The organism is Gallaecimonas zhanjiangensis, from assembly GCF_057624825.1.
The window spans coordinates 371125-390908 of sequence record NZ_CM172603.1; the positions used below are offsets into that span (position 1 = coordinate 371125).

At 58.1% G+C, this 19784-nt stretch carries 22 protein-coding genes; 15 read left to right on the forward strand and 7 right to left on the reverse strand.

From position 1 onward, the window contains the following. Nucleotides 1-19: 19 nt before the first annotated feature. From bfr to AC22G1_RS01760, 3 genes are all read right to left on the reverse strand, one after another. Nucleotides 20-496, reverse strand: a complete 477-nt coding sequence (bfr, locus tag AC22G1_RS01750) for a bacterioferritin (protein ID WP_487315242.1) — start codon at nucleotides 494-496, stop codon at nucleotides 20-22. 53 nt (nucleotides 497-549) lie between these two features. Then, nucleotides 550-768 carry a bacterioferritin-associated ferredoxin gene (locus AC22G1_RS01755; protein ID WP_487315243.1) on the reverse strand — a complete coding sequence of 73 codons (219 nt, stop codon included), beginning with the start codon at nucleotides 766-768 and terminating at the stop codon, nucleotides 550-552. A gap of 65 nt (nucleotides 769-833) precedes the next feature. Continuing rightward, entirely contained in the window at nucleotides 834-3434 is a 2601-nt protein-coding gene (locus AC22G1_RS01760; protein WP_487315244.1) for a penicillin-binding protein 1A, read from the reverse strand. A 174-nt stretch (nucleotides 3435-3608) separates the two neighbouring features. On the opposite strand from AC22G1_RS01760, the gene pilM reads away from it, so the two are divergent. From pilM to AC22G1_RS01805, 9 genes are all read left to right on the forward strand, one after another. Beyond that, entirely contained in the window at nucleotides 3609-4640 is a 1032-nt protein-coding gene (gene pilM / locus AC22G1_RS01765) for a pilus assembly protein PilM (protein WP_487315245.1), read from the forward strand. After that, the gene (locus tag AC22G1_RS01770) at nucleotides 4640-5215 is read left to right on the forward strand and encodes a PilN domain-containing protein (RefSeq protein ID WP_487315246.1); all 576 of its coding nucleotides are present in this window, start codon (nucleotides 4640-4642) and stop codon (nucleotides 5213-5215) included. Before pilM ends, AC22G1_RS01770 begins: the two co-directional genes overlap by 1 nt. Beyond that, on the forward strand, nucleotides 5212-5799 hold the full coding sequence (pilO, locus tag AC22G1_RS01775) for a type IV pilus inner membrane component PilO (protein ID WP_050659212.1): 588 nt from the start codon (nucleotides 5212-5214) through the stop codon (nucleotides 5797-5799). The genes AC22G1_RS01770 and pilO overlap by 4 nt, the downstream gene beginning before the upstream one ends. Further along, nucleotides 5780-6310 (forward strand): pilus assembly protein PilP, encoded by a 531-nt coding sequence (locus AC22G1_RS01780; RefSeq protein ID WP_050659213.1) that lies wholly within the window; start codon nucleotides 5780-5782, stop codon nucleotides 6308-6310. The genes pilO and AC22G1_RS01780 overlap by 20 nt, the downstream gene beginning before the upstream one ends. Nucleotides 6311-6339: 29 nt before the next feature. Next, nucleotides 6340-8400 (forward strand): type IV pilus secretin PilQ, encoded by a 2061-nt coding sequence (locus AC22G1_RS01785; protein WP_487315247.1) that lies wholly within the window; start codon nucleotides 6340-6342, stop codon nucleotides 8398-8400. 246 nt (nucleotides 8401-8646) lie between these two features. After that, a complete protein-coding gene (gene aroK / locus AC22G1_RS01790; protein WP_050659215.1) occupies nucleotides 8647-9162 on the forward strand; it encodes a shikimate kinase AroK in 516 nt (171 codons plus the stop codon). Nucleotides 9163-9166: 4 nt separating this feature from the next. Beyond that, nucleotides 9167-10249 (forward strand): 3-dehydroquinate synthase, encoded by a 1083-nt coding sequence (gene aroB, locus AC22G1_RS01795; RefSeq protein WP_487315248.1) that lies wholly within the window; start codon nucleotides 9167-9169, stop codon nucleotides 10247-10249. An 8-nt stretch (nucleotides 10250-10257) separates the two neighbouring features. Next, a complete protein-coding gene (locus tag AC22G1_RS01800) occupies nucleotides 10258-11535 on the forward strand; it encodes an SPOR domain-containing protein (protein ID WP_487315249.1) in 1278 nt (425 codons plus the stop codon). A 33-nt stretch (nucleotides 11536-11568) separates the two neighbouring features. Beyond that, nucleotides 11569-12465: a Dam family site-specific DNA-(adenine-N6)-methyltransferase gene (locus AC22G1_RS01805; RefSeq protein ID WP_487315250.1), complete on the forward strand. Its 897-nt coding sequence runs from the start codon at nucleotides 11569-11571 to the stop codon at nucleotides 12463-12465. On the opposite strand, the gene AC22G1_RS01810 is transcribed toward AC22G1_RS01805, so the two are convergent. From AC22G1_RS01810 to AC22G1_RS01825, 4 genes are all read right to left on the reverse strand, one after another. Then, complete coding sequence (locus tag AC22G1_RS01810) at nucleotides 12376-12579, reverse strand: DUF2970 domain-containing protein (protein WP_487315251.1); 204 nt, start codon at nucleotides 12577-12579, stop codon at nucleotides 12376-12378. The two genes, AC22G1_RS01805 and AC22G1_RS01810, sit on opposite strands and share 90 nt — an antisense overlap. Then, nucleotides 12557-12775 (reverse strand): hypothetical protein, encoded by a 219-nt coding sequence (locus AC22G1_RS01815; RefSeq protein ID WP_050659219.1) that lies wholly within the window; start codon nucleotides 12773-12775, stop codon nucleotides 12557-12559. The genes AC22G1_RS01810 and AC22G1_RS01815 overlap by 23 nt, the downstream gene beginning before the upstream one ends. A 119-nt stretch (nucleotides 12776-12894) precedes the next feature. Then, on the reverse strand, nucleotides 12895-13569 hold the full coding sequence (locus tag AC22G1_RS01820) for a TorF family putative porin (protein WP_487315252.1): 675 nt from the start codon (nucleotides 13567-13569) through the stop codon (nucleotides 12895-12897). Nucleotides 13570-13810: 241 nt separating this feature from the next. Next, on the reverse strand, nucleotides 13811-15262 hold the full coding sequence (locus tag AC22G1_RS01825; RefSeq protein WP_487315253.1) for an NAD-dependent succinate-semialdehyde dehydrogenase: 1452 nt from the start codon (nucleotides 15260-15262) through the stop codon (nucleotides 13811-13813). A gap of 108 nt (nucleotides 15263-15370) precedes the next feature. On the opposite strand from AC22G1_RS01825, the gene rpe reads away from it, so the two are divergent. The 6 genes from rpe (at nucleotide 15371) to AC22G1_RS01855 (ending at nucleotide 19779) form a co-directional block, all read left to right on the forward strand. Beyond that, nucleotides 15371-16045, forward strand: coding sequence for a ribulose-phosphate 3-epimerase (rpe, locus tag AC22G1_RS01830; RefSeq protein ID WP_487315254.1), 675 nt, complete (start codon nucleotides 15371-15373; stop codon nucleotides 16043-16045). Next, nucleotides 16042-16698 (forward strand): phosphoglycolate phosphatase, encoded by a 657-nt coding sequence (locus tag AC22G1_RS01835; RefSeq protein WP_487315255.1) that lies wholly within the window; start codon nucleotides 16042-16044, stop codon nucleotides 16696-16698. Before rpe ends, AC22G1_RS01835 begins: the two co-directional genes overlap by 4 nt. A gap of 2 nt (nucleotides 16699-16700) precedes the next feature. Then, complete coding sequence (trpS, locus tag AC22G1_RS01840) at nucleotides 16701-17705, forward strand: tryptophan--tRNA ligase (protein WP_487315256.1); 1005 nt, start codon at nucleotides 16701-16703, stop codon at nucleotides 17703-17705. A 131-nt stretch (nucleotides 17706-17836) separates the two neighbouring features. Further along, a complete protein-coding gene (locus AC22G1_RS01845) occupies nucleotides 17837-18466 on the forward strand; it encodes a PepSY-associated TM helix domain-containing protein (protein WP_487315257.1) in 630 nt (209 codons plus the stop codon). 12 nt (nucleotides 18467-18478) lie between these two features. Further along, on the forward strand, nucleotides 18479-18979 hold the full coding sequence (locus AC22G1_RS01850) for a DUF2271 domain-containing protein (RefSeq protein ID WP_487315258.1): 501 nt from the start codon (nucleotides 18479-18481) through the stop codon (nucleotides 18977-18979). Between the two features lie 2 nt (nucleotides 18980-18981). Next, nucleotides 18982-19779 (forward strand): DUF4198 domain-containing protein, encoded by a 798-nt coding sequence (locus AC22G1_RS01855; protein WP_487315259.1) that lies wholly within the window; start codon nucleotides 18982-18984, stop codon nucleotides 19777-19779. Nucleotides 19780-19784 lie beyond the last annotated feature (5 nt).

The following is a 19784-nucleotide window of genomic DNA, read 5'->3' on the forward strand; positions in this document are numbered from 1 at the left end:
GATGTACTGGCGGTGCTGCTCAGTCTTCGTCGTGCATCTGCGATTGCAGGTAGTTTTGCTGGCCCACGGTGGCTATCAGGTCAAGTTGGGTTTCCAGCCAATCGATGTGGTCTTCTTCAGAGCTCAGAATTTTGCGCAGCAGGTCGCGGCTGACGTAATCACGTACCTTTTCGCAATACTCAATGCCGTCTTTGAGGTCGGGCAGCGCTTTTTGCTCCAGGTCCAAGTCGCACTCCAAGCACTCTTTGGGATCTTCACCAATAGAGAGTTTGCCTAAGTCCTGCAGGTTGGGCAGGCCTTCTAGGAACAAGATGCGCTCGATCAGCCAATCGGCGTGTTTCATCTCGTCGATGGACTCGTGGTACTCGTGGTCAGCCAACTTTTCCAGGCCCCAGTTTTTGTACATGCGGGCGTGAAGAAAGTACTGGTTGATGGCAACCAACTCGTTGCCCAGTACCTGGTTGAGGATCTGAATGACTTTCTTATCGCCTTTCATGCAATGCTCCTGATGCTACTAACCAGAAAGCATGGGCTGATAAAAAAGTCTTGTCAAACAGCTATTTGAGTAATGAGAAGCGTTTGCGGAGGGCGCTGAGAGGTGGCTTTGGTAGTGGCTTCATTTAGCACGGCTTTTGCTTGGCGGGCGCACTTGCCACATTGGCCGGCAACGCCCAGTTCACAGCGCAACTGAGCCAGGGAATGACAACCGGAAGCGGCCGCTTTGCGAATTGCCTTGTCGGTTACAGCATTGCAGAGGCAAACATACATAAAAAAATCCGGCCTACTGAGAACAGTGGACCGGATTATAAATGCGAACTGTTTTTATTTCAATGTCAGTTTCCGGTCTTCTCTGGCTCCGCCGGGGCGAAAATATCGTCGTTGCTGCTTTGGCTGGGCTGCAACGGGCCGTCGAAGGGATTGGCCAGGGTATCGCGGGCAAAGGTCTTGGGCTCGGTACCGGCCTTGAAGTACTCAAAACGGCTGGTGTAGTCGGTGGCCCGAGTCAATTTGCCGGTTTCGCGGTCGATACGCACCGTCACGATGCCGGGCGGTACCGGGAAGCCTTCTTCCGGCATGCCGTCCAGCGCCACCTTCATATAGGCGTTCCAGGCCGGCTGGGCGCTCTTAGCACCGCCTTCCTTGCCGAAGATAGGGTCGTCGGTAATGGCCTTCATGCGGGTGGTGCCCCCCAGCTCATGCTGGTAGGTGTCGTAACCAATCCAGGAAGTGGCTTGCAGATCTGGCATGAAGCCGGAGAACCAAGCGTCTTTAGACTCGTTGGTGGTACCGGTTTTACCGGCGATATCATGGCGCTTGAGCTCGCGGGCAGCGCGCCAGCCGGTGCCGTTCCAACCGGTGCCGTGGTTCCAGGAGCCGCCGCCCCAGATGGTGCTTTCCATGGCCTGGGTGACCAAAAAGGCGGTTTGGGCACTGATGGCTCGGGGCGCCAGGCGGTTACTGCCGATATAGGACACCGGGCATTGTTCCTGCCAGCTGACATCGCCACTGCCCTGGAGCTGGGCAAAGGCGGCGTCCATGGCTGCTTCTTGGTCGTTGGCAACAGGCCAGGGTTTGGCTTTGGCCAACATCTGCTCGCATTCGGCGCAGGCGACTTTGGGGGTGGCCATCCACACCAGGTTACCGTAGCCGTCTTCCACTTTGTCTATCAGATAAGGGGTGACCAGGAAGCCGCCGTTGGCAATGGCGCTAAAGCCACGGGCCACATTCATCGGCGTTAATGACGCCGAACCCAGCGCCAGGGACTCGTTGCGGGGCAAGTCTTCGCGGGGGAAGCCGAAATCGCTCAGGCGGTTGATAACGGTATCGATACCCACGGCTCTTAGCAGCCGCACCGACATCACGTTTTTCGACTCCGCCAGACCCATGCGCAGGCGGGTCGGGCCGTTATACACCGGCGGCGAGTTTTTGGGGCGCCAAGCGTAGCCCTGAGAGCGGTCCCACTGATTGATGGGAGCGTCGTTGACCAAAGAGGCCAAGGTAAAGCCGTTATCCAAGGCCGCCGAATAGATGAAGGGCTTGATGTTAGAGCCTACCTGGCGTTTGGCTTGGGTGACCCTGTTGTACTTGCTCAGGTAATAGTTAAAGCCGCCAACCAGCGCCTCGATGGCGCCGTCTTTAGGGCGCAGTGATACAAAGGCAGAGTTCACCTCGGGGATCTGCGCCAGCAACCAGCCATCGCCGTGGGGGCGCACGTAGACAAGGTCACCGGGGGCGACAATTTCGCTGGCTTTGTCAGGCGCCGGGCCTTGACGGTTTTCATCGATAAAGGGCCGCGCCCAGTCCATGGCCGACCAATCCAACTCAAGTTTACCTTTGCCCTTCACCTCGACGGTGGCTGACTGGTCTTGCACGGCAGTCACCACGGCGGGTATCAGAGGGGTGTAGGTCATCTGGCTTTTCAGGAAATCCTGAATTTTGCTTTCATCCCAGGGCCAGTCTTTGAGTTTCTGCGCCGCGCCGCGCCAGCCGTGGCGGCGGTCGTAATTGAGCACATTGGTGATCACCGCCTGCTGGGCGGCACGCTGGTCTTTGCTGTTAATGGTGGTAAAGACTTGGTAGCCCTCGCCGTAAGCGGCGTCTTCACCAAACAGGTCGACCATTTCCTGGCGCACCATTTCCGCTACGTAGTGGGCCGACAACGTTATCTCGGCGCCATGGTATTTGGCGGTGTTGGGGGCTTTGGAGGCGTCGTCATACTGGGCCTGGGTGATATCACCCATGTCCTTCATGCGGGCCAGTACCACGTTGCGCCGGGCCAGAGCCCGCTCCGGGCTGGAGATGGGGTTCAAGGTGGAGGGGGCTTTAGGCAGGCCGGCCAACACCGCCATTTCCGGCAGGGTGAGGTCTTTTACATCTTTGCCGTAATAGACCTGCGCGGCAGCACCGACCCCAAAGGCACGGTGCCCCAGCTCGATTTTGTTGAGATACAGCTCAAGGATTTCGTTTTTGCTCAGCAACTGCTCGATATGCCAGGCAATAAACATCTCCTTTATCTTGCGGATATAGGTTTTTTCGCGGGTCAGGAAGAAGTTACGGGCCAGCTGCATGGTAATGGTACTGGCGCCCTGGCTTTTATGGCCGGTCAGTACCAGGTTGACTGCCGCCCGGCCGAGACCGACGAAGTCGATACCGGGGTGTTCGTAAAAGCGGCTGTCCTCGGTGTCGAGGAAGGCCTTGATCAAAAGCGGCGGCATATCCTCGATATTCAACGGGATACGACGCTTTTCACCAAATTGGGAGATCAATTCGCCATCGGCGGAATAGACCCGCATCGGGGTCTGCAAGCGCACGTCCTTGAGCACGGCAACACTGGGTAATTCCGGCTTGATGTAGTAGTACATACCCACCACACCAAGGGCGCCAACGATGGCCATCGCCCCCAGGGCAAACAAAATTCTAACCAGCCACTTCACTTATCACCTCGCAATTGCCCCCGGGCTTGCCCTATTATCTGCTTGATTAGGCGGCAAAACTATAAACGCTCAACTAGACCGCTTGCAAAAAGAGCACTATTCTTGTTCACCACATAACAAAAAATTTACGACGGTCCTATGCTTGCAAAACTCTTCCGTCGGCAAGCCCCCATCATGGTTGGCGTTGATATCGGTTCACACTCGATCAAGGCCGTGTTACTGGCGAAAAATGGTAACACGTTCAAAGTTGAAGCGGTGGCCGTTGAACCCACACCCAAAGGGGCTGTAGTCGACCACGAAATCCAAGACATCGAACCCGTGGGTGAGGCACTGCGTCGTCTGGTGCGCCGCTTGCCCTCGAAAATCCAGACTGCCGCCATGGCAGTGGCCGGTTCGTCGGTGATGACCAAGATCATTCTCATGGACGCTTCCTTAAGCGACGATGAAATGATGAGCCAGATAGAGGTGGAGGCCGAGAACCTCATCCCCCACCCACTGGACGAGGTTAACCTGGATTTTGAACGCCTCCATCCTCATGCCAACGACCCTTCCCGGGTAGACGTGCTGCTGTCGGCGGCCCGCTCCGAGTCGGTGGTGGCCAGGGTCAGCGCCATGGAAATCGCCGGTCTTGATACCGGCATCATGGACATCGAAGCCTACGCTCTGGGGAGAGCCATGGCGTCGGTCGCGGCGCGCCAGCCCGGTTTGGCCGACGCCAAGCTGGTGGGAGTCATCGATATCGGTGCCCGTACCAGCACCCTGGCGGTGATGGAAAACGGCGAGGTGATTTACACCCGGGAAGAGGCCTTTGGCGGCGAGCACCTTAACCAGATCATCCAGTCCACTTACGACATGAGCGTGGACGAGGCCGAGCGCGTGAAATTGCGCGGCGAGCTGCCCAGCAGCGCGGCCCTTGAAGTGCTGGCCCCTTTTCAAACCGAATTCCTGCAACTGGCCCGTCGCTCCCTGCAACTTTTCTACACCACCTCCGGCCATGACGAACTGGACGCACTGCTGCTGACCGGCGGCTCGGCCATGGTAGAAGGCCTGCCTGAAACTCTGACCGAAGAGCTGGGCTACCAAGTGTTGGTGGCCGATGTCTTTGCCGGCATGAAGGTTGGGGCTGACGTTAATAAACGCGACTTCGAGCGCTACAACGCGGCCCTGGCGATTGCCACAGGCCTGGCCCAGAGGAGTTTCGGTTAATGGCAAACATCAACCTTCTGCCCTGGCGGGAAGAAGCCAGGGAAAAGGAGAAAAAGGAGTTCACCGCCACCCTTATCGGCATGGTGGTGCTGACCGTGCTGCTGGCCTTTCTGGCTAACTGGATAGTCAGCCAATATGTCGATGGTCAGCGCCAGCGTAACGCCTACCTGCAAGGGCAAATCAAAGAGCTGGAGCAGGCTATCTCCGAAATCGAACTGCTGAAAAAGCGTAAAGCCGACCTGCAACAGCGCATGGGCCTCATCGCTCGCCTGCGGGCCAGCCGGAACGTGACCGCGCATATTTTCGATACCGTGGCCGACTCCGTACCTCCCGGCATGTACCTGACCGAAATGAAGCGCGATGGCGACGATTTGTCGGTGAAAGGGAAAACCGAGTCCAACAACCGGGTGTCCAGCCTTATCCGCTACATCAAGGAATCCGAGTGGCTGGCCAATCCCGAGCCGCGGCGTATTCAGTCGGTTAACAAGTCCAGTGCTCTTTCAGACTTTGACCTGGGCGTACAGGTTCGCCTGGACGGCGTTGCCCCGGCACCGGCTGCGGGAGGTAAAAAATGAACATCAACGAACTAGACCTCTCGGAAATCGGCAGCTGGCCCAAGGCCGCCAAAGCGGTCTTTATCGGCTTTGTCTGCATCGTGGTGGCGGCGCTTTTCTACTACGTGCAAATCAGCGACAACCTCGACCAGCTGTTTGCCGAGCAGAAAAAGGAAGAAGAGCTTAAGCATACCTTTGAAAGCAAGCAGCGAATGGCGGCCAACCTTGAGGCCTACCGCGCGCAGATGCTGCAACTGGAAGCGACCTTCTCCCAGTTCTTGAAGCAGTTGCCAACCGAGGACGAAACAGCTGGCTTGCTTGACGACATTAACTTTGTGGGCACCTCCAGCGGCCTGGATTTCCGGGTTATCCAATGGCAGGCACCACAGGAAAAGGAATTCTATATCGAGCTGCCCATCGATATAGAGGTGGTAGGGGATTACCACCAGCTTGGCACCTTTGTCAGTGACGTGGCGGCGCTGCCGCGCATCGTCACCCTCCACAACTTCGATATCAAGGCCCTGCCTGACGGCAAGCTGCTGATGAAGCTGCAGGCCAAGACATACCGATATAAGGAGGACAGCAATGCCAAGAAGAAACGCTAAATGGCTGCTGCTGGTATCGGTGCTGGGGCTGGCCGGTTGTAATGACGACACCAGTGACCTGCAGGCCTTCGTCGCCGAAGTGAAGCAGCGCCCAGTGCCCGGTATTGAACCGATGCCAGAGCTCAAATCCTTTGAGCACTTCCGCTACGAGCCCGGTGACCGGCGCAGTCCCTTTACCCCGCCGAGTCCCGAACTGCTGGCGGAAAGTGCGGCTAACCGTAACCCCGATTGTTTGCAGCCCGATTTTGATCGGGTCAAAGAGCCTTTGGAGCAGTTCCCGCTGGATACCCTTTCTATGAAAGGCACCCTGGGCAGCGCAGGTGAGTTGTGGGCCCTGGTCAGGGCTGGCGACGGCAACCTGTACAGGGTCACCACCGGTAACTATCTGGGGCTATATAACGGCTTAATTCAGGAGATCTCCCGTAGCGGCATCAAGATACGGGAGCTGGTTCCGGATGGGGCGGGGTGCTGGCAAGAGCGTGATGCGTCGCTCGACTTGGTCAGTGAATAACAATGAGATTCTCGAAGGGACATGATGTGATGAATGCTTGCAAATCCCCTAGAACCCCGGCCTTTTCTGTATGGCGTCGGGCTAAACAAATCGCCCTGGGGCTGCTGCTGGCCATGCCGGTAGCCCAGGCTCTGGCGACTTCCTTGGTGGATGTGAAGGAAAACACCCTTGGCAGACAAGGGATAGAACTGGAATTCGTGATGGACGGGGACTTTATCGAACCCCGTACCCGTATCTCCTACAACCCGGCCGAGCTCTACATCGATTTTCGCGGTGTCGACTCCAAGCTGGCCATGTCGGAGCTGGCTGTCGCGGCGGGGGGCCTCGATAAGATCACCACCACCCATATCAACGATGGGGTGCGGGCGGTACTGCATCTGGACAAACTGATGTCCTACCAGACCAAACGTGTCGACAACCGTTATGTGGTGTCGCTGGGTCAGGCCATTGCCGGCGGTAGTGAAGAGGGTGACGGCAAACAAATCAATGCCATCAAGGCCATTGATTTTCGCCGTGGCAAGGACGACGAAGGCAAGATGCTGGTGTTTATGCAAAACACCTCCGCTGCGGTGGACGTGCACCAGCAAGGGCCGCGTATTGTTGCCGAGTTCCTCAACACCGCTATCCCGGACAAGTTGATCTACCAGCTGGATGTAACCGACTTTGGTACGCCGGTGCAGAATATTGAAACCTTCCGCGATGGCGACAAAACCCGGATAGTGATCAAGCCCACTGGTAATTTCACCTTCAAATACCAGCAGTCTAATAACCTGTTCTCTCTGGAAGTGCTGCCTAAAAAGGAAACCGCCAAGGAGAAAGAAAAAGCCTCTTACGACGGCAAACGCATCTCCCTGAACTTCCAGGACATTCCGGTGCGTACCGTGTTGCAGATCATTGCCGACTACAACAACTTCAACCTGGTGACCTCCGATACCGTCAACGGCAATATCACCTTGCGTCTCGATGGTGTGCCCTGGGACCAGGCGCTGGACATCGTGCTTAAAGTCAAAGGGTTGGGCAAACGGGTTGATGGCAACATTCTGATGGTGGCCCCGGCCGATGAGCTCACCGCCCGTGAAGCCCAGGAGCTGGAAGCCCAGAACAAGGTGCAGACTCTGGTACCGCTGTTCTCCGAGTTCATCCAGATAAACTACGCCAAGGCTAAGGATCTGGCTGACTTGCTCAAAAGCAGTGAAGCAAGCCTGCTCTCCGAGCGTGGCACCGTGACCATCGATGAGCGGACCAACACTCTGTTGGTGCAAGACACCGAAGACAAGCTCAAAGAAATCAAGAACCTCATCAAGGTGCTTGATGTGCCGGTTAAACAGGTGTTGATTGAGTCGCGCATCGTCACCGTAAAAGACAGCGTGGTGGAAGACTTGGGTGTGCGCCTGGGCTTTACCGACGCCAACGGCAGTAACGGCGTGTCTGGTACCCTGGAAGGAGCCAACGGCGCCGCCAACGGTGGCAGCAGCTCTGTGGACTTGGCGGACCGCCTGAACGTCAACCTGCCAGCCAGTGTCGACAATGCCGCTTCCATTGGTTTCCATATCGCGAAATTGGCGGACGGCAAACTGCTGGACTTGGAGCTGTCGGCTCTGGAGCAGGAGAACAAAGGCGAGATCATCTCCAACCCGCGCTTGACCACGGCTAACCAGAAGGCGGCCTACATCGAGCAGGGTACCGAGATCCCCTACGTGCAAAGCACTTCTTCTGGTGCCACCTCGGTTACCTTCAAAAAAGCGGTGCTGAGTCTGCAGGTGACCCCGCAGATCACCCCGGATAACAAGATTATTCTGGACCTGGTGATCACCGAAGATACCCGTGGCGACACAGTACAGACCGCAACCGGTAGCGCCGTTGCCATCGACACCAAGGAAATCGGTACCCAGGTACTGGTGGATAACGGCGAAACCATAGTGCTGGGCGGTATCTTCCAGCAGGAGCGCTCGAAAGTGGTGTACAAGGTGCCGCTGCTGGGTGATATCCCCGGCCTTGGCTGGCTGTTCCGCAACACCTCAGACTCCAATGTGAAGAGCGAGCTGCTGATCTTCGTTACGCCACGGATCGTCACCGAGGACCTGGACTAGATTTTAATGAAAACAAGGCTCTGGCACCGAATTTAGCGGCCAGAGCCTGAAAATCTACCCTTCAATGGCAAGGGGCCCTGCTTGGCAGGGCCCCTTTATTTTGTAAGCGCTGACAAGATGCTTGCCATGTTCAGTTGCCTGATGGGCGTACAATTGCGATAATCCGCCGTCACCTAACGACCTGTGGGGAACTTTCACCAGGGCGTTCCGCCCCCTGTTTCAGATAGCGAAGACGTAATCACCAATATGGCAGAAAAACGCAATATCATTCTTATTGGCCCCATGGGGGCTGGCAAAAGCACCATTGGCCGTCAACTTGCCCAAGATCTCCATCTGGAATTCTACGACTCAGACCATGAGATAGAGCGCCGCACCGGTGCCGATATCAACTGGGTGTTTGATGTCGAGGGTGAAGATGGCTTTCGCAAGCGCGAATGCAGTGTTATTGAAGAGCTGACTGAGCTGCAGGGCATTGTCCTGGCCACCGGTGGTGGTGCCGTCATCAACAAAGATACCCGCAACCGCATTTCCGCGCGGGGGATCGTGGTTTACCTTGAAACCACCATCGACAAACAGTTGGCCCGTACCCAAAAAGACAAGCGTCGCCCGTTGCTGCAAAAAGGCGAGCCGAAGGACACCCTGGTTCGCCTGGCAGAAGAGCGCAACCCGCTGTACGAAGAAGTGGCCGATATCGTGGTTCGTACCGACGATCAAAGTGCCCGCAGCGTGGCCAGCCAAATCATTGACCAACTGGGTTTCTAACGTTATGAAAAGACTGGATGTAGGCCTTGGTGAGAGAAGTTATCCGATACTCATAGGCCTAGGGTTGCATCCCAGTCTTAAAGATCAGGTTCAGGGGCGTTCGGTTGTTGTTGTTAGCCAGGCGCCCCTGGCCGGTCACCTGCAAACCCTGAAATCTTTCCTGGGGGACGCCCCAAAATCCCTGACCTGCTTTGAACTGCCCAATGGCGAAGGTGCCAAAAACCTGGGTGAGCTCGAGCGCCTCATCGGCTGCCTGATTGAAGCTGGCCTTGGGCGTGACGGTATGCTCATCGCCCTGGGCGGCGGTGTGGTGGGGGATATCACCGGCTTTGCGGCTGCCTGCTACCAGCGGGGCATGGATTTTATCCAGCTGCCCACCACCTTGTTGTCCCAGGTGGACTCGGCGGTAGGCGGTAAAACCGCTGTCAACCATCCGCTGGGCAAGAACCTTATCGGTGCCTTCCATCAGCCCCAGGCGGTGCATGTGGATCTGCACTGGCTCGATACCTTGCCAGACAATGAAATGTCGGCCGGTCTTGCCGAAGTCATCAAATACGGCGTCATTGCCGATGCCGATTTCTTCCTCTGGCTTGAAGCCAATATGGCCGGGCTGAGAGCCAAGGATAAAGCCCTGCTTTCTCATGCCATTGCCACCTCTTTGGCCATCAAGGCCGACATCGTTGCCCAGGACGAGCGCGAGCAAGGGGTACGTGCCCACCTCAATCTTGGCCACACTTTCGGCCATGCCATCGAGGCTAATCAGGGGTACGGCAACTGGCTCCACGGCGAAGCTGTCGGCGCCGGTATGCTGATGGCGGCCGAACTTGCCAAGTCCAGGGGGATGCTGGATGATGAGCAGCTGATGCGCCTTTACCGTCTGAATAAAGCTGCCGGTTTGCCTCTCAAAGGGCCAGCCCAAATGACGCCGGAGCAGTACCTGCCGCTGATGATGCGTGACAAAAAAGTACTGGCCGGCAAGTTGCGACTGGTATTGCCAAAGGGCCTGGGTCAGGCCGTTGTGGTCAGTGACGCCACCGAAGCGGAGATCCTGGCTGCCATCGCGGCTGTTCAGACGGCCAACCATTGAGTTGAGCTATGCCAAATGCCCTTGAGGCCCTGCTAAGCCGGATCCAACACCTGCTGCATTTTGGCCAGGACCCTGTGGTGGTCATCGAGCCTGACAATGCCGACCGAGGCCTACTGATCAACCGTCTGCTGGATAAACTCCCCGACGGCCAAGACGTGGCCCTGCTGCGTTACAAAAAGTCCCCGGGCATGCGCAAGCTGCGCACCGATATCCTTTCCCAGTGGTTCTCCGACCCCGTTATCAACCCGGACGATACCCTAGCCGAGAGCTACCTGCGCCTGTCGCAGCAAGGCGCGCAGCGGCTATTGATTGTTGATGGCTCCTGCCCTTTGGAAGCCGATATCTTCAGAGAATTCCTCGCCCTTAGCGAACATACCGACGACCAAATGGGCCTGCTGGTGATCGCCCCCGACACCGCCGCGGTCCCGGCGCTGCGTTGGCAACCAATCTGGCTGGGCGACATTGGCCAGAAGGAAGCGCCGGCCAGTGCCAAGGCCGAAACCAAGTCTAAAAAGCCCAAACCGCTGCTGCTGATTGTGGCGGCCGCCCTGGTGTTGGCGATGGTTGTGCTGGCCGTGCTTTATAAAGGCAAAGAGGCCGATGCGCCGCAATCGGTATCGGTGCCGTTACCTGGCGTGACCGGCAATGCCAGTCCTGGCGCCGTGGCCTTGAAGCCGCAGCCGGTACAAAACAGCACCTCTGTGCCCAATGCGACTCATGCCGAGCCAGAGTCGGACAAGCCTGCGGCGCCGCCGCAGATGAACGCTGAGCAGCGCAAAGACATGGCCGAAGCCCGGGCAGACATCATCCATGTCGATGCCAATGCCAGCGCGCCGGCTACTGAGCCCGCTGCTACTGCGCCCACCGCCAGTGAGCCAAAGCCAGAGGCTGAAAAGGCCGACCCTCAGCCCAAGCCGCAAGTGGCCCAGCAGCCCAAGCCTGAGCCCAAAACCGAGCCAGCCCAGCCCGCCCCGGCCAAAGCCGAACCTAAAAATGATGCCTGGCCTGCCGGTATCCCCGACAGCCACTACGCGCTGCAACTTATTGCCGGGCAAGACCAAGGCAAGGTTCAGGCGGCTATGGCTGGGCAAGGCGTCAGCGACTGGCAACTGGTGAAAACCCGCCGCAACGGCCAGGATTTTTACTTGGTGGTGCAGGGCAACTACGCCAATCTGGACGACGCCAAGGCGGCCATTGCCAAGCTGCCGGCCACCTTTCGCAAAGCGGGGGCCTGGCCCAAGCGTTACGACAAAATCAAGGCAGAAATTAAGGCTGGCAAAGGCTAGAATGGCGGACTGTCTTTACCTCTATTGGCCCTCATGAAGAAACACCGTGCCTTTTTAAAATGGGCTGGCGGCAAATACTCGCTGGTTGACGATATTCGCCGCCATCTTCCCGAGGGTGAGGTACTGGTGGAACCCTTCGTGGGCGCCGGCTCGGTGTTTCTTAATAGCGACTTCGATCGCTACGTGCTGAACGACATCAACCCTGACTTGATTGCCCTCTACCAGCACCTGACCGCAGACCCTAACCGCTTTATCCGCGACGCCCGGCAGCTGTTTACCCCTGCCACCAACCAGCGAGCGGTTTACTACCGGCACAGGGAGCAGTTCAACGCCAGCCGCGACAGTTACCAGCGCTCCTTGCTGTTTTTGTACTTAAACCGCCACGGCTACAACGGCCTGTGCCGTTACAACCGCAAAGGCGGCTTCAACGTGCCCTTTGGCTCCTATAAGGCGCCTTACTTTCCCGAAGACGAGCTGGGCTTTTTTGCAGAAAGAGCGCGCCGGGCCGTGTTTACCTGCCAGCATTTTGTCAGCGCCATGCATAACGCCGGCAGCCGCCATGTGGTGTATTGCGACCCGCCCTATGTGCCGCTTTCGGTGACCGCCAGTTTTACTACCTACGCCAGCCCGGGCTTTACCCTGGACGACCAGGCAATGCTGGCCAAGACGGCGCTGGAATCGAGCCGCCGCGGGGTGTCGGTGCTTATCTCCAACCACGACACCGAGCACACCCGCTGGCTTTACCGGGACGCCGCCCTCAATACGGTGCAGGTAAAACGCAGCATCAGCCGCAACGGCAGTGGCCGGCAAAAGGTGGGTGAGCTTCTGGCCCTGTATCGCTCAGCCGAGCACCAGGCTCACCAGCAGCCAGAGCAGCAGAACGAACAGCACCACACCGACAATGCCGCCGATTATGTAAGGCAGGGGTGATTGCGAGGCGAAATCCTGGGCATGGCGCTTGCTGCTTTGCACACCAAAAAGGGCGCCTGCAATACTCAGGAAAAGGTTGGAGCGGGGTTTGTTACTTTTTGACCTGCTGGCCATTTTCGTGACGGGTTACCAGCTCAAGCAAGTCCAGAAAGTGCATCTGCACCGAACCGCTTTTACCGATCAACCACTGTCCCCAGCTGACCTGGGCTTCTGACTCTTCGCTGCTGGCAGCGGGGCGGGCAAGCCAAATGGCCATGGAGGCCAGCAAAGCAACGATCAGACCCAGCGCGGCGGCTTTTCTGATTGGCATTCTGTCCTCCTTAAGCAATTGGCTAAACAGTTGCTGAGTATACCCAACTGTTTAAATCCTGGCCAATAAAAAAGGGGCCAAAGGCCCCGAGCGGTCAAATCGACGCAAGGATGGGAAAATCAAAAGCTGGCGGTAAGGCCGAACAATATTTTGCCTTCGGTGGCGTGGGCCTTGTCGTTGTCCTGATGCCAGCTGTAGCCCACAAAGAGGCTTTGGTGCTGGCTAAGGGCATAACCCAGTTTGACGGCGGCGTCGGCGTAGGCTTTGCCATAAGCCCAATAATCCGGGGAATAGCGCTTCTCACCGTAATGCTTGTAGCCGGCGTGCAGTTGCAGCTGCCAGTTGTCAGCCAGGGGCAGGGCCTTGTTCAGTTCGTAATAGTTGTGGCCATAGTCCCAGTCGTGGCGGGCTGAGAGATTGAACCAGGGCGTCATCAGGGTGACTGAACCTTCGGTTTGATGGTTGCTGCCGCCAGGGTAATAAAAACGGGCCAGGCGAAAATCCAGCGCGTAATCGGCATTGAGCTGGTAGACATAGCCGCCCCACCAGTCAATTTCGCCCCCTTCATCTCCGGACGTTCCCCACAGCCCCACGTAAGCGCCGCTGTCGTGGGCAATATCGATATATCCCTGCACCACTGGATCGTTAGACGAACCGCTGACTCCACGGGAGACATAGTTGTTGGCAAAGGTAATGGCCTGGCTGACTTGAATGTGATCGTTAATCTCGTCGGCGTGAACTGCGAAAGCGCTGGCAGTCATCGCCAGGATAAACGGCGTATACGTCTTGAGCACGTCGTTCCCTATTATTTAAAATGGTAATACCAATTTACCTTTGTGAAAAAAGGCGAAGGCGGACTTTACTTGAAGAAAAGGGGGCGATGCAATTGGCAAATCGACAGGAAGGAGGAGTTTGTTTAGCTAGTTTTCTATGTTTTACGGGAAGTGAGTACTTATGGTGAAGCTAAGTTGCGGCCCCGGTTGATAAAATACACATTGGTCAGGCCAATGGTTATTTTGGGGCCGCCTTGAACAATTATTTACCCAGCCCGGCCAGGCACAGGTATTTCATTTCCAGGTATTCATCCAGGCCGTATTTGGAGCCTTCCCGGCCCAGCCCCGAGGATTTAACGCCACCAAAAGGGGCCACCTCGTTGGAGACCAACCCGGTATTGATGCCCACCATGCCCGATTCGAGCTGGCCTGCGACCCGGAACACCCGGGCCAGATCCTGGCTGTAAAAGTAGGCAGCCAGGCCAAAGGGAGTGTCGTTGGCCATGGCAATGGCCTGGGCTTCGTCCTCAAAGGGAAAGAGCGTCGCCACTGGGCCGAAGGTTTCTTCTTCGGCTATTCGCATTTCCTGAGTCATGCCGCTTAACAGGGTGGGCTCGAAGAAGCTGCCGCCACGGCTATGGCGTTTGCCGCCCATATGCAGGGTGGCGCCTTTATCCAGGGCGTCTTTGACGTGGGCCTCGACTTTCTCAACCGCTTTTAAATCAATCAACGGGCCTGTGGTCACTCCCGCTTCGGTGCCGGCGCCCACCTTGAGGGTGTGCATGGCCTGTTGCAGCTTTTCGGTAAAGCGCTCCATGACTTTGTCGTGGACATAAAAGCGGTTGGCGCAGACGCAGGTTTGCCCGGCGTTACGAAACTTGGCGGCCATGGCCCCTTCAACAGCGGCGTCGAGGTCGGCGTCGTCAAAGACAATAAAAGGCGCGTTGCCGCCCAGCTCCAGCGACAGCTTTTTGATGTCGTGGGCACATTGCTCCATCAACAGGGCACCCACGGCGGTGGAGCCGGTAAAGGAGAGCTTGCGCACCTTGGTGCTGCTGGTGAGCACCTTGCCGATGCTGCCGGCGTCGCCGGTAACCACATTGAATACCCCGGCCGGAATTTCGGCGCGGTGGGCGAGTTCAGCCAGTGCCAGGGCCGTTAGCGGCGTTTGCGAGGCGGGGCGAGAAACCACGGTGCAACCGGCGGCGAGGGCCGGGGCCACCTTGCGGGTGATCATGGCGGCGGGGAAGTTCCAGGGGGTAATGGTGGCAACCACCCCAACCGGGGCCCGTTGCACCAGCAGCTGCTGGCCAGCTTGCGGAGCGGGGATAATATCGCCGTAGGCGCGCTTGGCTTCTTCGGCAAACCACTCGACAAAAGAGGCGGCGTAGGCGATTTCGCCGCGCGCCTCGGCAACGGGTTTGCCTTGTTCGGCGCTCATGATTTGGGCCAAATCCTGCTGGTTGCTCATGATGAGCTCAAACCAGCGGCGCAGCTTTTGGCTGCGTTCCTTGGCGGTGGCCGCACGCCAGGCGGGCAGGGCGTTGTGGGCGGCGTCGATGGCAACTTTTACATCGGCTTCGCTCAGGCTCGGTACCTGGGCCAGCACGCTGCCGTCGGCGGGGTTGGTAACTTCAAAGCTCTTGCCGGCTTGCTGCCATTGGCCGTCAATATAGGCCTGGGATTTAAGTAACTCGGGGTCGCGTAATTGCATACTGCCTCCTTGTTCACTACCGCCAGACCATAGCAAAGTCCGGCTTCATTACCCATGAACGCTATCGCTTGGTTTACAATAGCGCCGGACTGAATCTGGAGCCTGCCCATGAAAGACTTTTTGATTGCCCCTTCTATTTTGTCGGCCGACTTTGCCCGCCTGGGCGAAGAGGTAGCCAATGTGCTGGCTGCCGGCGCCGACGTGGTGCATTTTGACGTCATGGATAACCACTATGTGCCCAACCTCACCATTGGGCCCATGGTCTGCGACGCGCTGCGCAATTACGGCATTAAGGCTCCCATCGATGTGCACCTGATGGTCAAGCCCGTAGACCGCATCGTGCCGGATTTTGCCAAGGCTGGCGCCAGCATTATTACCTTTCATCCAGAGGCCTCCGAACATGTCGACCGCACCCTGGGCCTGATTAAGGACAGCGGCTGCCAGGCCGGCCTGGTGTTTAACCCTGCCACTCCGCTCCATTACCTCGATTACGTGATGGACAAGCTCGACGTGATTTTGCTGATGTCGGTCAACCCCGGCTTTGGCGGCCAGTCTTTTATTCCCGGCACCCTCGACAAGCTGCGCCAGGTGCGCCAGCGAATCATCGAGAGCGGCCGTGACATCCGCCTGGAAATCGACGGCGGCGTCAAAGTGGACAACATCGGTGAAATCGCCGCTGCCGGCGCTGACATGTTTGTGGCCGGCTCCGCCATCTTCGGCAAGCCCGATTACCAAGCGGTGATCGACGCCATGCGCAGCGAACTGGCCAAGGCCTGCGCATGATAAAGGCGGTCGCGTTCGACCTCGACGGCACCTTGGTGCACAGCCTGCCGGATCTCGCCTGGGCCGCCAACGCCATGCGCCGCCAGTTGGGGCTGGCGGCGGTCAGTGAGGCAACGGTGGGCCAATGGATAGGCAACGGCATTAAAAAGCTGGTGGAGCGGGCCTGCGCCGAGCTTGGCGAGCCGGCCAACGCCCTGGCGCTGTTCGAGTCGGCCTACGAGAGCCACCTGGCGGTGGATTCCACCCTGCTGGCCGATGCTATCGCGGTGCTGGCCGAGCTTGAGGCGCGCGGCTTCAAGCTGGCGCTGGTGACCAACAAGGCCACCCATTTTGCGGTGCCGCTGGTGCGCGAGTTGGGCCTTGAGCCTTACTTTGAGCACCTGCTGTGCGGCGACACCCTGGCCGCTAAAAAGCCCGATCCTTTGCCGCTCACCTGGCTGTGCCAGCAGTGGCACATCGCCCCTGGCGAGCTGATGCTGGTGGGCGACTCGAAAAACGACATCCAGGCTGCCCAAGGGGCCGGCTGCGTCTCGGTCGGCTTGACGGGTGGTTACAACTACGGGGAAGATATCGGCCTTTGTCACCCCGATTTTATTATTGATTCGTTGGCGCAGCTCAAAACGCTTGGCGCCCTGCAACAGAGGTACAGTTAGTCATGTCCAAACCCATTGTCTTGAGCGGCGCGCAACCCTCCGGCCAGCTTACCCTTGGCAACTACCTGGGCGCGTTGCGGCAGTGGGACCAGATGCAATCTGACTACGACTGCCTGTATTGCATCGTCGACCTGCACGCCATTACCGTGCGCCAGGACCCGAAAAAACTGTACGAGGCCACCCTCGACAGCCTGGCACTGTACCTGGCCTGCGGCATCGACCCCAAGCGCTCCAGCGTCTTTGTGCAATCCCATGTGCCCGAGCACGCCCAGCTGGCCTGGGTGCTCAACTGCTACACCCAGTTTGGCGAGCTGTCGCGCATGACCCAGTTCAAGGACAAGTCCGCCCGCTTTGCCGACAACATCAACGCCGGCCTCTTTACCTACCCGGCGCTGATGGCGGCCGACATCCTCTTGTACCAGGCCAACCAAATCCCGGTCGGCCAGGACCAAAAGCAGCACCTGGAGCTGTCTCGTGATGTGGCCTTCCGCTTCAACAACATCTACGGCGACGTGTTCACTGTTCCCGAACCCTTTATTCCCAAGGTGGCGGCGCGGGTGATGAGTCTGCAAGACCCCACCAAGAAGATGTCCAAGTCTGACGACAACCAGGGCAACTTCATCGGCCTCTTGGAAGATCCCAAGGTCATTACCAAGAAGATCAAACGCGCCGTTACCGACTCCGACGAGCCGCCTTTGGTCCGTTTTGATGCCGAGAACAAAGCCGGTGTTTCCAACCTGCTGGGTATTCTCTCTGCCATCAGTGGCAAGAGCATCGAAACCCTCGAAGGCGAGTTTGAAGGGCGCATGTACGGCCACCTTAAAGGCGATGTAGCCGACGCCGTGGTGAACTTCCTTGAGCCTTTGCAAGCCCGTTACAAGGAGCTGCGCGAAGACCGCACCACCCTAGACGCCATCATGCGCGCCGGGGCCCAGGAAGCCAGCGCCCGCGCCGCCCAGACCCTTAAAAAGGTCTACGAGGCCGTGGGTTTTGTACCCCGCCCCTAAGCCGGGTTTTATTGAAAAGGCGCCGTTTGGCGCCTTTTTTTATGCCTTTTATCGAAAGCGGCTCGTGCAAAGGTGAAAATGACAATGGTTATCAGTTATCATTCGCGCACTTTGGCTAACCCACTTTGTCGATGCGCCTTTCCAAACGTCAGCAATGGCTGCTTAAAAATATCCGCCTTATCCATATCTACAGCTCCATGGCGGTGCTGCTGGCGCTGCTGTTCTTTTCCCTGACCGGGGTCACCCTCAATCACGGCGACTGGGGCAGCGATGCCGGTAAGCATTACCGGGAGCTGGAACAGCGCCTGCCTGAAGGGCAATTTCCCACGGCGCTGCCGGCCGGTAGCGACCAGCGCCGGGCCCTGGCCGCCCGGCTGCGCCAGTGGTTGGAACAGGCTCACGGCATGCCGGGGGGCGAGCTCACCCAAACCTTTGACGAGTCAGAGCAGCGCATCGAGCTGGATATCAAGCGACCCGGCGGTTATGCCCTGGCCGACATCAACCTGGCCGAGCAGCAGTTTTACCTGGTGGACGATTTCGCCGGTTACCTGAGCCTGGCCAACGATCTGCATAAAGGCCGCCACGCCGGTGGCAGCTGGCGCTGGCTGATTGATGTGGTGGCGGTTATCTGCGTGCTGTTCGCGCTGAGCGGCTTTTACCTGTTGTGGCGGCAACTGTCGCGCCGTAACGCCGGGCTGCTGACTTCCCTGTTCGGGGGCCTGCTGATGGTGCTGGCCTTTTTATTGTCTTCCCATACGTAGAAGGAGCCTCTTATGGTCAAGGGCCTGTTATTGCCCGTGCTGCTGTGCAGCAGTTTGCCGCTGGCCGCCGCGCCAAGCCTGGATATCAGCCTTGGTGTACCCAGCATCGACACCCACGAATACCAGCGCCCCTATGTGGCCGCCTGGATTGAGGATGCCAACGGCAAGCCGGTGCGCACCCTGGCGCTGTGGCGCGGCGAAGACGACTGGCTCAAGGATCTGCGCGCCTTTTGGCGCAAGGTCGGCCGCCGCGACAGCCAACTGGTGGACGCACTCAGCAGCGCCACCCGCCTGCCCGGCAACTACCAGCTGAGCTGGGACGGCAAAGACGACAGCGGCCAGCTGCTGCCCGACGGCGACTACAGCATCTATTTTGAGGCGGCCCGCGAGCACGGCGGGCGCAGCATCCTCAGCGAGAAGCTGCATTTTGCCGGCCAGGCATTCACCAAAACCCTGGCTGCCAAGCCCGAGCTTGGCCCGGTCACCCTCTCTTATCCTGCAAGGAGCAACTAACCATGAAACTGCGCCACCTTTTGGCCGGCTTTGCTTTTGTCAGCGCCGCCGCCAGTGCCCACACCGTTTGGGTGATGCCAAGCCAATACACCCTCTCCAGCGACAACACCTGGATTGAGGTCACCGTCACCGCCGGTAACATGACCTTCGTGGTCGACAAACCGGTCAGCGCCGACAACCTCAAACTGTTCGGCCCCGACGGCAAGCAACAAACCATTGCCTCCCACTACCAGGGCAAACGCCAGTCCCTGGCCGAGGCATTGTTGAAAACCGACGGCACCTACCGCCTGGAGCTGTCCGGGGCGCCCCGTTACATGACCTTCTATAAAGAAGGCGACGAGCGCAAACGGCTGTTCTTGGATAAACAACAAGCCAAGGCCAAGCTGCCTAAAGACGCGACCGAGGTGCAGACCATGCAGGTTGTCGGCAAGGCCCTGGCCTTTGTTACCGTCAACGGCCCCACCGACGCTCCCCTCAAAGCCACCGGCCATGGCCTGGAAGTGACCTTAAGCAAACACCCCGCCGACATCGTTGAAAAAGAACCGGTGACCTTCACCTTCACCCTGGACGGTAAACCCGTGCCCAAGCTGGAAGTCACCTTGTCTCACGGCGGCGAGCTGTACCGTAACGACCCAGGCCGCCAGCACCTGGTTACCGACGGCAAAGGCCAACTCACCCTGACCCCAAGCGTTGCCGGCCGCTACCTGCTGGAAACCGGCCTGCAAGGTAAAGCCGACGGCATCAAAGCCGACCGCCGCCGCGACAACCTCACCCTCACCTTCGAAGCCGGTTTGCTCTAAACCGC